This window comes from Rhizobium sp. BK591 (assembly GCF_014195045.1).
GTDB lineage: Bacteria > Pseudomonadota > Alphaproteobacteria > Rhizobiales > Rhizobiaceae > Rhizobium > Rhizobium anhuiense.
The window spans coordinates 688476-699626 of sequence record NZ_JACIAZ010000003.1 but is presented as its reverse complement, the minus strand read 5'-3'; the positions used below and the strand labels follow the sequence as shown (position 1 = coordinate 699626).

The following is an 11151-nucleotide window of genomic DNA, read 5'->3' as shown; positions in this document are numbered from 1 at the left end:
CCCATGATCCATTCGGCCCGATCGGCCCATTTATTCGCCCGCGCCCGCCACCGAGCGGCCAGCCACGCTCTCGCTGAAAGCGGCAACCTTTTTGTCCAGCGCAGCCAGACGGGCGCGTAATTCCTGTTGCTCACGGTGGGCCTCCTCGATGATCGCTGCCTTGAGCGCTTCCATTTCCTCGGCATCGATCCGGCGGGCTGTCCCCTCCCGGATCGATCGAATTCTTCTCGGCGTCAGTTCTTTCGAGACCTTCGGACGGACGAAGCGATATGCCGCGAATATCGCTCCCTTGACCGAGCCGTAACGGCTCTCCGGAAAGGCCTCTCTCAAAAGGTTTTGTGCGTAAAAAGCGTCAGTCATGACCTTGGCCCTGTTTGCCAATTCCTTGTCTTTGTTTGACAACACCTTGTCGGTCTCCTGTGCGATCAGTCTCCTTGTTGAGTAGGAGCTTCCAGATGCACCGGAGAGATGATGAAAAAGACCAAGGTCGAGGCCTTGCCGGGCTTTCGCCCTTGGTCTCCGGTCCGCCTGGGCCAACCGCAGTCATTCCATTCCGCAGAGCCGACACTTCCGCCGCGTCCGGCTCTGCCGCAGGTGGCGATCCGCCGTCGCCACCTGCAAATTTCGAAGACCTCGGATCTGTCGTTCAAGCCGTCGTCATGCGACTGGCGAATAAGCGGATCCGAATAAGGGTCGCTGGTCCCGGCGCTCGGGAGGATGACCGGGACCAGCTGTGACGAGCCTTGGGGGTGAGCTCATCAAATTGAATTCGCGGGGTGTCGGCTCTTGTAGCGTTCAACTTCCTCTTCCCGGCTGATGCTGCCCGAGTTGCGCGCGGAGGAGAGAGCCACTGCGGTGCAGAGGAAGAAGGCGCCGACGATGAGCGCCAGTCCGAGATGTCCGATAAAAGTGCTCATGCCGCCCTCTCCCTGATTTCCTTCGGCGTGATCGCGGCGTCACAGCGCTCGCAATGGCGCTCAATGATTTCGACGATGGAGAGGACCTGAGAGCATGCAGGGCAGCGGTGAAACGTCGCAAAGCGAACGGCCTGCTTCTGAACGCGGCGTGCGGCATCGATGGCGACTGTCATGGACGTGCCTCCAAAAATTCGTGCTTGCTGATCATGAAAGGCTGATGGCCGTGGGCGACGAGAACCTTGTCGATCGCGCTGATTGCAGCGGTCCGGCCCAGACGCTTCGGGCGTCCTTTCTCACCGATCTTGCGGACGATGTAGAAGGATTTGTCGATCTTCACCTCGTAGCCGTAGCCCTGGAGCAGATCCCGCAGGTAGCCCCAATCGCTGGTGAAGCCGCGCTTGAATTCTCGAACCTTGCCGCCGTTTGCGGTGAAGTCGATGATCATGGCCGTGAGATCGGACCGGGATTTGATGTGCGGTGCCGTGATCATGCCGCCACCTCGACTTCCTTGGCCGCGCGAAGGCAGGAATGGCAATGATTGCTGCCATATCCACCGCAGTGCTCGCCTGGGTTCCGGCAATGAGGCCGCAGTGGTTTTGTGGCCGGAGCCGGTTTGACGAGAGCTCCGGCCGTTGCGGCGCGAACTTCTTGAGCGGTTACATGATCGCCTCCTGCGTTGGCGTCGGCGTTTCCGTCGAGGCTGTGGCCTTCTGCGCGATCCTCGTTCGGATCGATCTCGGAATTGGGCGGGAGGTCGGCCGAAGCCGCCTCCCCTTCGTGGCGGCCCTCACGACCCGCAAGCAACTCGCTCCCTATGCCGGCTGGGGAAGGCTTGTCTTGCGGAACCGCCTTCGAGCATGGCTTGTCGTTTTCCGAGGGCCTTGGTGCATTCTGTTCTTCCGCCTCTTCGCGGGCGATCATGATGTCGACAGCAGCGATCAGCGCCTTGCGGCCGGTCTCGGTCTGCATGCCTGTCGCGACCGTGGCGACCAGCTTGGCGTTCACCGCCTGTTCGACGAACTCGCCCGTGATTGGGTCAAATTCTTCAATCTTTTCTCGTGCGCGCATCCGCGCATCGCGCGCCTGAACAGTCGGAGCGTTCAGAGCCGACATGTATGTGTCGACGATCGCCTCAAACTCGGCATCAGCCAGACTGTCGAGATCCTGCTTGGCCTTGAGGCGGAAAGCAGCTCGCAGAGCCTTCGTGTCGTAGCCGAATCCCTTGGCTTCCGCGAAGAGATCCTTCATCAGGTCGGATACCTGCTGTTTCTCGGCTTCGAGCGTTTCCCAGCGCTGGAAGAAGGATTTGATCTGGCCCTCAGCGGTCATGCCGACACCGCCTTCCTCGTCGAGGTGTGCCTCGATGCGAGCCACTGCCAGTCGACACCTTTGATCTTTTTGCGATCGGCCGCGGCAATAACGCCGTCCCAATGCCGCGGCGAAATGCTTTCGCGAAGCCTCATCTGGCGCGCTGCCTCGTATCCGCAGCCGACGTCAGTCGCGAATTCGCCGATGGTTTCCCACTCGTCAATCAGCGCTGAAATGGAAGAAGGTGTTTTGCTCATGATAGCCATCGTACAAAAGGTACGAAGATTGCGCAAGCTGAAATCGTACACATTGCACGATATTTTTCGGCCATAATGTACGAATGGAATTACCGAAGGACAGATTGAGGCGCGCCCGGGAGGCAGCTGGGTTTCAGACCCCTACCGACGCGGCGAACGCGTTCCCGCGCGATATCAATAAGAACACCCTGATCAGCAACGAAAACGGCAATCGCGCAATCTCAAAGAAGGCCGCTGAGAAATACGGCGAACTCTTCGGGGTGAAGGCTGGTTGGATCCTGTTTGGCGACGGCGGCGAATACGAAGTAACGACTGTCCCGAGCGAGATCACGCTGAGCAGGATCGGGATGGTAGCCGGCCGGGTCGCCGGCGTCGTCGAGGCAGGAACATTTCGTGAGGTCGATGAGTTCGATCAGTCTGACGCAGTGGAGATCATGCTCCCGCGTGACGAAAAGTTTCCGAACGCCCGCCAGCTGATCTTCGATTGCAGCGGCGATAGCATGAATGATCTCCGCCCTCGCCCGATCTTTCCCGGCGACCGCCTCGTCTGCATATCGTATGAGGATGTCGAGCACCTGGTCGAGCTGCGATCAGGGATGGTTGTTGTTGTGGAACGGACACGGGACAGCGGGCATTTTCGCGAATGGTCGGTAAAGCAATTAGAGCTTTTCCCGGACCGGGCGGAGTTCCATCCGCGGTCGACTAACCCGAAGCACAAGCCGATTGTCATCCAACGCGATCACGATGCAGATGACGGCGTGAGCGTCCAGGTCATTGCGCTTGTCCGACGCGTAATGAATGAGATGCCGGGGTTTTAATTGCGGTGAATCATTCCCGGTTTTTCAATTTAGTCTGATGTCAACGGAACTTTCATTAGTTTCGATTATTTCGTTTATTGCGAATAACGCGAATTCAGATTATCTGTTAATAGCCAACCAAGAGAGAATCCGATGACCGTTCCAGCATCCGCACAAGAGTTGGGTGGGCGCCTACCGTCAGCAATGGAAAAGGCCAGCGCTAACCAACTTCGAAAAGTCCTAGCAGCTCACGCAACCGGTACCAAACTTCGTCTCCTAGATGACGAAACGAAAGAACCGGTAGAAGTCACTCTAACACCAGCTATCGCAAGTTTGCTGATGGATCTCCTTCGCCATATTGGCCGCGGGGATGCAGTTACACTGGTGCCCGTAAGTCAAATGCTCACAACGCAGCAGGCGGCCGATATACTTAACGTGTCCAGGCCTTTCCTTGTCGCCCTGCTAGAGAAAGGCGAAATAGAGCACAGTTTAGTCGGGAGACACAGGCGAATTAAAGCGGATCATCTATTTGCCTACAAGAAAGCTCGCGATGCGAAGCGTAGCAAGGCTCTGGATGACCTCGCTGAAATGGATGCGGAGATTCTGTAACTTTGTTCGCCAACAGATTCACCGCGCTGGTTGATGCGTGTACTCTTGCTGATACCTTACGTCGAAACCTTTTACTCACACTAGCGGAGGCGGAGTTTTTCCGCCTCCGGTGGTCGGAGAAGATTTTGGATGAGACGCAAGTCGCAATTCAGAAAATGCTTGAAGGAAAAGGCTTGATCGACGCACGAGAGCGTGGCGAACGAGCCAGGAGGAATATGGAGGCGGCATTTGAGGACGCCTTAGTCTCCGACTACGACGCATACCTTCCAAGTTGCGCCGGACTTCCCGACCCAAATGATGCCCATGTGGTGGCTGCAGCCTTGAAAACGCAGGCGGCCCTAATTGTCACCGAGAATTTGAAAGATTTCCCCGCGACCGCTCTAAGGTCTCTGAATTTAGAAGCAAGATCCGCCGACTCTTTCTTGGCTGATACTTTCGCGCTCGACCCGGGAAAAGCGGTAAATGCGATTCAGCGCATGCGCGCTCGCTTCAAGAAGCCTGAACTTACTGCTGACCAGCTATTGCTGGAAATGGAAGCTCGCGGTTTGATCGAAACGGTTGACGTCCTAAAGCCGTACATCAACTCAATCTGACAGTCAGGCTGCAAAGTGCTTTAGCCCGCGCAGGTCGAACTCTCTGCACGCCTGGGCTACCTCCTGCAAAAACCACCGCTTCGGCGACGTGCACATGTAGGTCCTCCCGTCATCGCCGGAAAAATTCATGACTGGCAGGACAGCAAACTCCTCTTCGTCGCCTACCGGCGCGAATGGCCCGACCCTGAACCGGTACCCTGGGAACCGATTGCCGAGGTAATTCTCGAACCGCTCCTTAGCGGCCGAGACTTCTGCCCGCTGCTCGAACGGCGGGACAATGATGAATTCCAGAACTTCTCTCTCAGTAGCCATACGCATTACCTCCTGTGATCCCGACTAGCCGGCCGATTACGCTTCCGCAGGGCTGGCATCGGAATGGGATACTTTCCAAATAAACGCTCTCGATCAGCTCTTCCGCGTCTCGCGGAACATCGTCGCCGGTTGGCATCTGAACCACCTTTTCGCTGTCTCTCATGCAGTTCTCGCACCTGATGTGGAGCGTGAACCAGGCTGACGACCTCAACGCTGCTAGACCCATCATGTTCTCCTTTCGTTCCCATGAAAGCAGAAGCTGCATTAAGAGTCGAATCGATTCTCGCCGGATGAAAAAGTTTCTTCACACCTCAATATCGTACAAAATGTACTTGACCATGCATCGTACATAACGTACGTTCAATCCATCAACGAAACGCCACGGCGCGAGGATGGAATGCAGCACTTCCGCAACATCGAGACTGAGCAGAGCAAGCGCGACGCTCGCTGGAATGCAGCCCGCACCCTCGCCGACTGCGACGCCTACATGGCGATCGAAGCTCAGCGCAGCGGCGCTCTCGGCTTCGAGAACATGAACGCCCCGAAGAACACCATCAAAGGCCCGTCTTTCATGAAGGGCTATCGCTCTCAGGTCGACGGCCACTACCGCTATGCCCGCGAAATCCTCGGCGTCACCGATGCTGACCAGATCTATTCGTGAGGACGGGACCATGACCACTTCCTCCTCCACCCTCCGCAACATGCTCTTCGAAGCTCTCGACCTCTTGGACTCGGTCCAAGACCAGTTGGTTTCTCTCGACCGGATGGAAGTTGAGCGCCTCAAGGAAAATTCGGGCTGGGGGAAGCAGCCGAACGCTCGCACCGCTGACTATCGCGGCGAGGTTCCGGCGCTTCAGTCCGCACTCGTTCAGGGAGTGCGCCTCAATGGCTGACGTCAGCATCACCCCGCGCATCTCCTGCGACAACTGCGGCCTGACGGTCGATAAGCATCAGGAAGGCTCCTACACAAGCAAGTCGTTCAAGAAGCCCCGCGACTGGGGCTCGCTGAAAATTGAAGGTTCTCGCTCGGCCGACAGCTACGGCGGCAAGGAGAATCTGGACTTCATCGACCTTTGCCCGAGGTGCGCGACTGCGGCGCTCGACGCTGCGGCATCCGTGCTTAAGACGACGCGGGGCGAAGAGTGATGACCGACATCCAAGCCCGTCTCACTGAGATCAACAAGCGCGCAGCGCCAGTCCTCGAAGAGCACGTCCGCCTTACCGGCGCGGTCAACAAGGCCGTCACCCTCATCCTCGCCATGGCCGCCTTCGGCGTCCTCACCTTCATCGCTATCGCGCCGACTGAGCAGAGCCTCAAGGCCGGCGCCGTCATCAATCAGGAGCAGATCACATGGCAGAAGTGAATGTATGGGCGTGGTGGCAGAACGCCCTCGCCGGCAGCGTCGGCCCGATACACGATGGCGATCCGCAGCAGGGCTATTACCGCACCCGCTTCAAGGACAAGCCGTGGGAGCCGGTCGCCATCTGGTTCGAAGACGGCAAATGGCACGCCATGCGCGGCGATCGCCAGGTCGATGCCTCCGATATCTGGACGTGGTGCTGCCGGAACCCGATCACCTACGAGGCCTATACCAAGGCGGCCGATGGCGGCGGCTGGGATGATGAGCCGGAAACCCCTGCCATCGGGCACAACCTTCCGGATGATCCCTTCGAAGCGCTGCAGATCGAGTTCGCCGCCGAGCGCGAGCAGGCCGAGGCCTTCATGAAGAAGCCGATCACGACGCAGGCCGAAGCTGACCGCGCCGCGATCTGGTCGAAACGGCTCTCGACGATCGCGAAGAAGGCCACCGACCTGCACAAGGTCGAAAAGCAGCCGCATCTCGATGCCGGCCGCAACGTCGACAACAAGTGGCGCGAACTTAAAGAAGAGCCAGACGCCATCAGCAAGAAGCTGAAGCGGCACATGGACGCCTTCCTGCAGGAGGAGGCGCGCAAGGAGCGCGAGCGCCAGGCTGCGGCCCGGGCGGAAGCCGAGCGCATCCAGCGCGAAGCCGATGCCGCACGTGTCGCGGCAGAGAAAGCCGCGGCGCGAAACGACAACGATGCGGCGTCCATCGCTGCGCAGAATAACGCCATCGCCGAGGCTGAGCGGCTTGCTCAGCAGGCGGCCCAAGCCGAGCGCGACGCCCAGGCCCGCAACGCGTCCGCTGGCCGGACCGGCGCCAAGGTCTCTCTCCGCACCTTCGTCTTCGCCGAGATCACTGATTTCGATGCGCTGCTTATGGCGCTGAAGGATCGGCCTGAAATCAAGGAAGTCGTCGACACGCTTGCAAACCGTGCCGCGCGCTCCGGCGTCGAGCTGGCCGGCATGGCGATCCGCTCCGAACAGAGGGCCGCATGATGACCGAGGCAACCACCCGCACGATCGTCGCCGTCAAGTTCTCTTGGGAGAAGGCAGACAAGACTTACGACTATTTCGCCGATTTCCCCGTCGAGGTTGGACAGCGCATCTATGTGCCGACCAAGCGCGGCGAGGCGAAGGTCAAGATCGTTGAGATCAAGACAGAATCCGAAATGGCTGCAGTTGCCGCCCTTCGCCCCGTCGAAGACCTCCGCACCGACGAAGAGCGTGCGGCCAAATACCCCAATGGACAGCGCATGTTCTCCGAAGACCGCACGATGCTCGATGAAAAGGGCAACCGATCGATCTTCGACGACGTCGACCGCTAGGAGAAGATCATGAACAGTCACGTTCCAGCACTCACCGGCGGCGGCAATGTCCTCGCCATCGTGCCGCAGACATTCGAAGAGACCATGCGCATCTCGCGCGCCGTGTGCGCTTCTGGCCTCGCTCCGGCGGCGCTGATCAGCAAGCTTGAGGGCGATGATGCAGCAGCAGCCGTTGCGGTTGCTATCATGTCCGGCGCCGAGCTTGGCCTCAAGCCGATGGTCAGCCTCCGCAGTTTCACCGTCATCAACGGCAAGCCGGCGCTCTATGGTGACGGCCTGATCAACGTCGTCCGCATGTCCGGCAAGGTCTCCTATCTCCGGACCGGCTGCGAAGAGCGCGGCGGCAAGATGGTCGGATTTTGCGAGGCGAAGCGGAGCGACACAGGAGAAGACAAGCGGGTCGAGTTCTCGCAGGCCGACGCCGAACGGGCCGGTCTGTGGCAGACGAAGGCCGTCGTCGTGAAGTGGAACAAGTGGGACAAAAAGAACGAAGAGAAGCCGAACGATAGTCCCTGGTACCGCTTCCCGCAGCGCATGCTGGCATGGCGCGCGGCTGGCTACTGCCTTCGCGAACTCTTCGGCGACGTCCTCGGCGGCATCCGCGACGAGTTCGAGGTGCGCGAGATCGCCGAGGCTGAGGAGATGCGCGACATCACCCCGCCGGCGGCTGCCGAGAACAAGCCGACGCCGCCAAAGCCTCCGAAGCCGCCGGCGCCTCCGTCTGCAAAGACGATCGAAGCCGAAGCTGAAAAGCCTGTCGACCAGGCCGAGTTCGTGCTCGGCGATTTCCTCGATGAGATCGAATCGTCGTTGGCCGGCGCGAAGGACGAGGCCGACGTCGAGGAGATCTGGAACGACTTCGACGCGCCTGCCGTGCTTGAGACGGAAGGTCACGACGACATGATCGAAGCGGCGTTTGCCATCAAGACGCGCCGCCTCGCGCAGATCTCGTCGCTGAACGCGGGGTGAGCCATGTCCACCAACAACCGCATCGTCGATACCGAGCAGGCCCGCGAGATGCTGGTCAAGTACATCATGGGCAAGACGATGCCCTTCACCTGCAGCATCACCGACGGGAAACACCGGACTGGCGACCAGAACCGGCTTCAGCGCCTATGGATGCTGGAGGTCTCCGCCCAGCTGGGCGACCAGTCCCCGGAAGAGGTCCGGGGATACTGCAAGCTGCATTTCGGCGTGCCGATCCTTCGGAACGAGAACGACGTGTTCAAGGCCGAATACGACGCCGTGATCATGCCGCTGCCCTACGAGCACAAGCTCAAGCTGATGATGGTGCCGTTCGACTTTGGGGTCACTAGGATCATGACGACGCGCCAGAAGATGATCTATCTCGACACGGTCCACCGGCACTATTCCGAGCAGGGCCTGATCCTCACCAATCCCGAAGACTTGAAGAGGAGCGCCGCATGACCGAGAAGCGTATCGCTCCGCCCTTCGAAGGCCAGCAGTTCACCAGCCATCAGGAATGGGTGAACAAGGCGCGTTCATGGCTCACTCGCCATCCGCAATACAACAACACCGAGCACGGCGAGACGAAGGGCTGGCGCGGCCACCACTTCACCGCCATGTGCTTCGACAGCTTCGGCCGTCGCGTGACCAACGGCGGCGACTTCCGGCGCGCTGAGGAGGAAGGTGCTTTCCCGGTCTGGTGGATTTGGCCCGACCAGATTTGCGAGCTTGTTGCTCGCCGCCAGGCGGTGCCAGCATGATCGACTGGCAGAAAACCGCGTCCAGCGTCATAGGCGAGGTTCATCGCAACCTGCCGGCCGATGCTGACCTCGCCACCCGCAAGAAAGCCTTGCGCGCCGCTCGCCCTTGGGAGTTCGCCTCAACGAGTTGGGGCAAGAAGGTCTGGGCGAAGCACTCCCGAAAGTACCTCGAAAAGTTCGGCCTGCCGCCGAAGACAAAGGCCGTCGAGCAACACCTGTCGCCGCTTGAGCGGCTGATGGCGAAATCCAATGGAGTAAACTCATGAGCCGCATCTACCTCGCCTCCTCGTGGCGCAACCCTTACCAGCCCGATGCCGTCACGATGCTCCGCGAAGCCGGTCATGAGGTCTACGATTTCCGCAACCCGCCGAATGGCGTGAAGGGCTTCGCTTGGTCGGAGATCGACCCGGATTGGATGGATTGGAAGGCAAAGCAATATCGCGATCTGCTAACCACGCACCCGATCGCCTCACGCGGCTACCTCAATGATTTCCGGGGCATGGAATGGGCTGACACTTGCGTCCTTCTTCTGCCTTGCGGCCGCTCTGCGCACCTCGAAGGCGGCTGGTTTGCCGGTCGCGGCAAGCGCCTGATCATCTGGACTCACGACGGCGAAGAGCCCGAGCTGATGGCTTTGATGGCAAACCACATCGTCACTAGCGGCGAAGAGCTGCTCAAAGCGCTCGGGCGGGAGGCTGCATGAGAACTGCAGCCGAATACCTTCGCAAGCATCCCAGCGCCCGGCCCAGCACCATCGCCACCCGGGAGAAGATCGCCGCCACGGTTGAACAGCTCAACCGAGAGATCGCTGAGGCCAAGTCAGCCCAGCGACCGACGCGCAAGTCGATCATCGGCCTTTTCATGCCGTGGTTCCGGAGGCGCGCTTGATGGAAGATTACGGCTGGGGCGCCTATTGGAGCAATGGAAAGCCGCGCCCTTTCATCCTTGTCCACACTGCCAGCAGCACCCGCAAAGAGGTCTGCATCAAAGTCGGAGCGATGTGGAAGCGCCCCGGCGATACGGACATGCAGGGCTGGAGGCGAGCTTATCAGGCAGGCTGCCGAACAACGCGGATAGTCGTCAGACCGTTTGGGGGTACGCCATGAGAGCGGTTCCGGAATGGATTGGCAAGACCGACGATGACGCGATCCCGCCACGCGTCCGGCTGCGCGTCTTCGAAAAGTTCGGCGGCGTCTGCCAGCTTTCCGGCCGGAAGATCCTGGCCGGCGAAGCGTGGGACCTCGATCACATCAAGGCCTTGTGGCGCGGTGGCGAGCATCGCGAGAGCAATCTGCAGCCGGTCTTAAAGCAGCCGCATCGCGTGAAATCGGGCGAAGAACAGACGGAGCAGGCCAAGGCCGACCGCGTCCGCAAGAAGCACCTCGGCATCTGGCCTCAATCGAAAGCGAAGATCCGCGGCGGCGGTTTCAGGAAGACGAGGGATGTCTGATGGGCGACGTCATGACCAGCCGCTTCACACCGATCTCTATCGACGACCTTATCACCCATGATCAGGTGCTCGATCGATATCCGTTCCTAAGCGCACAAATCCTGAACCGGTGGCTTCGCGAGGAGACGATTCGGTGCTTTAAAGGCAAGGACGGCAAGACGGTCTATCCGAAATCGGATCTGTCGGCTGCCTTGGATAAGGAAATGACATGCGGAAGGACCGAGGACAGCGAGGCCTCTTCGAATATCGCGACCAATGGATTGGGCAAGAGCCAGGGCGACCCGGCTTCTACCGCTACTGGTACGAGGACGGAAGCCGACGTGTTAAGAGAAAAGCTCTCAATGCAGTCGATCTTCGGGAAGCCAAAGACGAACTCATCGAGCTCCTCGGGCGTGCGCCGGAATCAAGCAAAGCGCCAAGCCACGTCAGTCTCGCCGACGTCCTAGCCCATTATAAGGATCACTACGCGGAGCCGAAGGGCTATAGTCAA

23 protein-coding genes are annotated in these 11151 nt (G+C 59.5%); 17 read left to right on the top strand and 6 right to left on the bottom strand.

Translation table 11 applies throughout. The features are described from left to right. Positions 1 to 30: 30 nt before the first annotated feature. The 5 genes from FHX10_RS16660 to FHX10_RS16640 all read right to left on the bottom strand — a co-directional run bounded on the left by FHX10_RS16660 (position 31) and on the right by FHX10_RS16640 (position 2348). Positions 31 to 537, bottom strand: coding sequence for a hypothetical protein (locus tag FHX10_RS16660; protein ID WP_409527292.1), 507 nt, complete (start codon positions 535 to 537; stop codon positions 31 to 33). A gap of 221 nt (positions 538 to 758) precedes the next feature. Next, a complete protein-coding gene (locus tag FHX10_RS16655; RefSeq protein ID WP_184389742.1) occupies positions 759 to 917 on the bottom strand; it encodes a hypothetical protein in 159 nt (52 codons plus the stop codon). After that, complete coding sequence (locus tag FHX10_RS16650) at positions 914 to 1090, bottom strand: hypothetical protein (protein WP_184389740.1); 177 nt, start codon at positions 1088 to 1090, stop codon at positions 914 to 916. The genes FHX10_RS16655 and FHX10_RS16650 overlap by 4 nt, the downstream gene beginning before the upstream one ends. Next, the gene (locus FHX10_RS16645; protein ID WP_184389738.1) at positions 1087 to 1407 is read right to left on the bottom strand and encodes a hypothetical protein; all 321 of its coding nucleotides are present in this window, start codon (positions 1405 to 1407) and stop codon (positions 1087 to 1089) included. Before FHX10_RS16645 ends, FHX10_RS16650 begins: the two co-directional genes overlap by 4 nt. Next, a complete protein-coding gene (locus tag FHX10_RS16640) occupies positions 1404 to 2348 on the bottom strand; it encodes a GapR family DNA-binding domain-containing protein (RefSeq protein WP_246781235.1) in 945 nt (314 codons plus the stop codon). Before FHX10_RS16640 ends, FHX10_RS16645 begins: the two co-directional genes overlap by 4 nt. Before the next feature lie 217 nt (positions 2349 to 2565). Between FHX10_RS16640 and FHX10_RS16635 the strand changes: the two genes are divergently transcribed. The 3 genes from FHX10_RS16635 (at position 2566) to FHX10_RS16625 (ending at position 4481) form a co-directional block, all read left to right on the top strand. Continuing rightward, positions 2566 to 3300, top strand: a complete 735-nt coding sequence (locus tag FHX10_RS16635; RefSeq protein WP_184389736.1) for a LexA family transcriptional regulator — start codon at positions 2566 to 2568, stop codon at positions 3298 to 3300. A gap of 132 nt (positions 3301 to 3432) precedes the next feature. Then, positions 3433 to 3888 carry an excisionase family DNA-binding protein gene (locus FHX10_RS16630; protein WP_184389733.1) on the top strand — a complete coding sequence of 152 codons (456 nt, stop codon included), beginning with the start codon at positions 3433 to 3435 and terminating at the stop codon, positions 3886 to 3888. Positions 3889 to 3890: 2 nt separating this feature from the next. Further along, positions 3891 to 4481 carry a PIN domain-containing protein gene (locus FHX10_RS16625; RefSeq protein ID WP_184389731.1) on the top strand — a complete coding sequence of 197 codons (591 nt, stop codon included), beginning with the start codon at positions 3891 to 3893 and terminating at the stop codon, positions 4479 to 4481. A 3-nt stretch (positions 4482 to 4484) separates the two neighbouring features. On the opposite strand, the gene FHX10_RS16620 is transcribed toward FHX10_RS16625, so the two are convergent. Beyond that, positions 4485 to 4793 (bottom strand): hypothetical protein, encoded by a 309-nt coding sequence (locus FHX10_RS16620; RefSeq protein ID WP_184389729.1) that lies wholly within the window; start codon positions 4791 to 4793, stop codon positions 4485 to 4487. Between the two features lie 397 nt (positions 4794 to 5190). Between FHX10_RS16620 and FHX10_RS16615 the strand changes: the two genes are divergently transcribed. From FHX10_RS16615 to FHX10_RS16550, 14 genes are all read left to right on the top strand, one after another. Beyond that, the gene (locus FHX10_RS16615; RefSeq protein WP_184389726.1) at positions 5191 to 5454 is read left to right on the top strand and encodes a hypothetical protein; all 264 of its coding nucleotides are present in this window, start codon (positions 5191 to 5193) and stop codon (positions 5452 to 5454) included. 10 nt (positions 5455 to 5464) lie between these two features. Beyond that, the gene (locus FHX10_RS16610) at positions 5465 to 5686 is read left to right on the top strand and encodes a hypothetical protein (protein ID WP_184389724.1); all 222 of its coding nucleotides are present in this window, start codon (positions 5465 to 5467) and stop codon (positions 5684 to 5686) included. After that, positions 5679 to 5939: a hypothetical protein gene (locus FHX10_RS16605; protein WP_184389723.1), complete on the top strand. Its 261-nt coding sequence runs from the start codon at positions 5679 to 5681 to the stop codon at positions 5937 to 5939. Before FHX10_RS16610 ends, FHX10_RS16605 begins: the two co-directional genes overlap by 8 nt. Then, a complete protein-coding gene (locus FHX10_RS16600; RefSeq protein ID WP_184389721.1) occupies positions 5939 to 6157 on the top strand; it encodes a hypothetical protein in 219 nt (72 codons plus the stop codon). The genes FHX10_RS16605 and FHX10_RS16600 overlap by 1 nt, the downstream gene beginning before the upstream one ends. Beyond that, positions 6145 to 7155 carry a hypothetical protein gene (locus tag FHX10_RS16595; RefSeq protein WP_184389718.1) on the top strand — a complete coding sequence of 337 codons (1011 nt, stop codon included), beginning with the start codon at positions 6145 to 6147 and terminating at the stop codon, positions 7153 to 7155. The genes FHX10_RS16600 and FHX10_RS16595 overlap by 13 nt, the downstream gene beginning before the upstream one ends. Then, positions 7152 to 7484: a hypothetical protein gene (locus FHX10_RS16590; protein ID WP_246781234.1), complete on the top strand. Its 333-nt coding sequence runs from the start codon at positions 7152 to 7154 to the stop codon at positions 7482 to 7484. The genes FHX10_RS16595 and FHX10_RS16590 overlap by 4 nt, the downstream gene beginning before the upstream one ends. Positions 7485 to 7493: 9 nt before the next feature. Then, positions 7494 to 8453: a recombinase RecT gene (locus tag FHX10_RS16585; protein ID WP_184389716.1), complete on the top strand. Its 960-nt coding sequence runs from the start codon at positions 7494 to 7496 to the stop codon at positions 8451 to 8453. Between the two features lie 3 nt (positions 8454 to 8456). Further along, on the top strand, positions 8457 to 8912 hold the full coding sequence (locus tag FHX10_RS16580) for a hypothetical protein (protein WP_184389714.1): 456 nt from the start codon (positions 8457 to 8459) through the stop codon (positions 8910 to 8912). Next, complete coding sequence (locus FHX10_RS16575; protein WP_184389710.1) at positions 8909 to 9211, top strand: hypothetical protein; 303 nt, start codon at positions 8909 to 8911, stop codon at positions 9209 to 9211. The genes FHX10_RS16580 and FHX10_RS16575 overlap by 4 nt, the downstream gene beginning before the upstream one ends. Further along, positions 9208 to 9477, top strand: coding sequence for a hypothetical protein (locus tag FHX10_RS16570; RefSeq protein WP_184389708.1), 270 nt, complete (start codon positions 9208 to 9210; stop codon positions 9475 to 9477). The genes FHX10_RS16575 and FHX10_RS16570 overlap by 4 nt, the downstream gene beginning before the upstream one ends. Beyond that, on the top strand, positions 9474 to 9914 hold the full coding sequence (locus FHX10_RS16565; protein ID WP_184389705.1) for a hypothetical protein: 441 nt from the start codon (positions 9474 to 9476) through the stop codon (positions 9912 to 9914). The genes FHX10_RS16570 and FHX10_RS16565 overlap by 4 nt, the downstream gene beginning before the upstream one ends. Next, positions 9911 to 10099 carry a hypothetical protein gene (locus FHX10_RS16560; RefSeq protein WP_184389704.1) on the top strand — a complete coding sequence of 63 codons (189 nt, stop codon included), beginning with the start codon at positions 9911 to 9913 and terminating at the stop codon, positions 10097 to 10099. The genes FHX10_RS16565 and FHX10_RS16560 overlap by 4 nt, the downstream gene beginning before the upstream one ends. A gap of 214 nt (positions 10100 to 10313) precedes the next feature. Continuing rightward, positions 10314 to 10661, top strand: coding sequence for an HNH endonuclease (locus FHX10_RS16555; RefSeq protein WP_184389702.1), 348 nt, complete (start codon positions 10314 to 10316; stop codon positions 10659 to 10661). Next, positions 10661 to 11107 (top strand): hypothetical protein, encoded by a 447-nt coding sequence (locus tag FHX10_RS16550; RefSeq protein ID WP_184389701.1) that lies wholly within the window; start codon positions 10661 to 10663, stop codon positions 11105 to 11107. The genes FHX10_RS16555 and FHX10_RS16550 overlap by 1 nt, the downstream gene beginning before the upstream one ends. The last annotated feature ends 44 nt before the right edge of the window (positions 11108 to 11151 follow it).

Bases quoted from the DNA above. Each gene is read 5' to 3' on its own strand.
- FHX10_RS16560 (WP_184389704.1), top strand. From the start codon at position 9,911: ATGAGAACTGCAGCCGAATACCTTCGCAAGCATCCCAGCGCCCGGCCC.
- FHX10_RS16570 (WP_184389708.1), top strand. From the start codon at position 9,208: ATGATCGACTGGCAGAAAACCGCGTCCAGCGTCATAGGCGAGGTTCAT.
- FHX10_RS16630 (WP_184389733.1), top strand. From the start codon at position 3,433: ATGACCGTTCCAGCATCCGCACAAGAGTTGGGTGGGCGCCTACCGTCA.
- FHX10_RS16580 (WP_184389714.1), top strand. From the start codon at position 8,457: ATGTCCACCAACAACCGCATCGTCGATACCGAGCAGGCCCGCGAGATG.
- FHX10_RS16550 (WP_184389701.1), top strand. From the start codon at position 10,661: ATGGGCGACGTCATGACCAGCCGCTTCACACCGATCTCTATCGACGAC.
- FHX10_RS16645 (WP_184389738.1), bottom strand. From the start codon at position 1,407: ATGATCACGGCACCGCACATCAAATCCCGGTCCGATCTCACGGCCATG.
- FHX10_RS16655 (WP_184389742.1), bottom strand. From the start codon at position 917: ATGAGCACTTTTATCGGACATCTCGGACTGGCGCTCATCGTCGGCGCC.
- FHX10_RS16575 (WP_184389710.1), top strand. From the start codon at position 8,909: ATGACCGAGAAGCGTATCGCTCCGCCCTTCGAAGGCCAGCAGTTCACC.
- FHX10_RS16595 (WP_184389718.1), top strand. From the start codon at position 6,145: ATGGCAGAAGTGAATGTATGGGCGTGGTGGCAGAACGCCCTCGCCGGC.
- FHX10_RS16650 (WP_184389740.1), bottom strand. From the start codon at position 1,090: ATGACAGTCGCCATCGATGCCGCACGCCGCGTTCAGAAGCAGGCCGTT.
- FHX10_RS16585 (WP_184389716.1), top strand. From the start codon at position 7,494: ATGAACAGTCACGTTCCAGCACTCACCGGCGGCGGCAATGTCCTCGCC.
- FHX10_RS16590 (WP_246781234.1), top strand. From the start codon at position 7,152: ATGATGACCGAGGCAACCACCCGCACGATCGTCGCCGTCAAGTTCTCT.
- FHX10_RS16600 (WP_184389721.1), top strand. From the start codon at position 5,939: ATGACCGACATCCAAGCCCGTCTCACTGAGATCAACAAGCGCGCAGCG.
- FHX10_RS16605 (WP_184389723.1), top strand. From the start codon at position 5,679: ATGGCTGACGTCAGCATCACCCCGCGCATCTCCTGCGACAACTGCGGC.
- FHX10_RS16565 (WP_184389705.1), top strand. From the start codon at position 9,474: ATGAGCCGCATCTACCTCGCCTCCTCGTGGCGCAACCCTTACCAGCCC.
- FHX10_RS16635 (WP_184389736.1), top strand. From the start codon at position 2,566: ATGGAATTACCGAAGGACAGATTGAGGCGCGCCCGGGAGGCAGCTGGG.
- FHX10_RS16555 (WP_184389702.1), top strand. From the start codon at position 10,314: ATGAGAGCGGTTCCGGAATGGATTGGCAAGACCGACGATGACGCGATC.
- FHX10_RS16610 (WP_184389724.1), top strand. From the start codon at position 5,465: ATGACCACTTCCTCCTCCACCCTCCGCAACATGCTCTTCGAAGCTCTC.
- FHX10_RS16615 (WP_184389726.1), top strand. From the start codon at position 5,191: ATGCAGCACTTCCGCAACATCGAGACTGAGCAGAGCAAGCGCGACGCT.
- FHX10_RS16620 (WP_184389729.1), bottom strand. From the start codon at position 4,793: ATGGCTACTGAGAGAGAAGTTCTGGAATTCATCATTGTCCCGCCGTTC.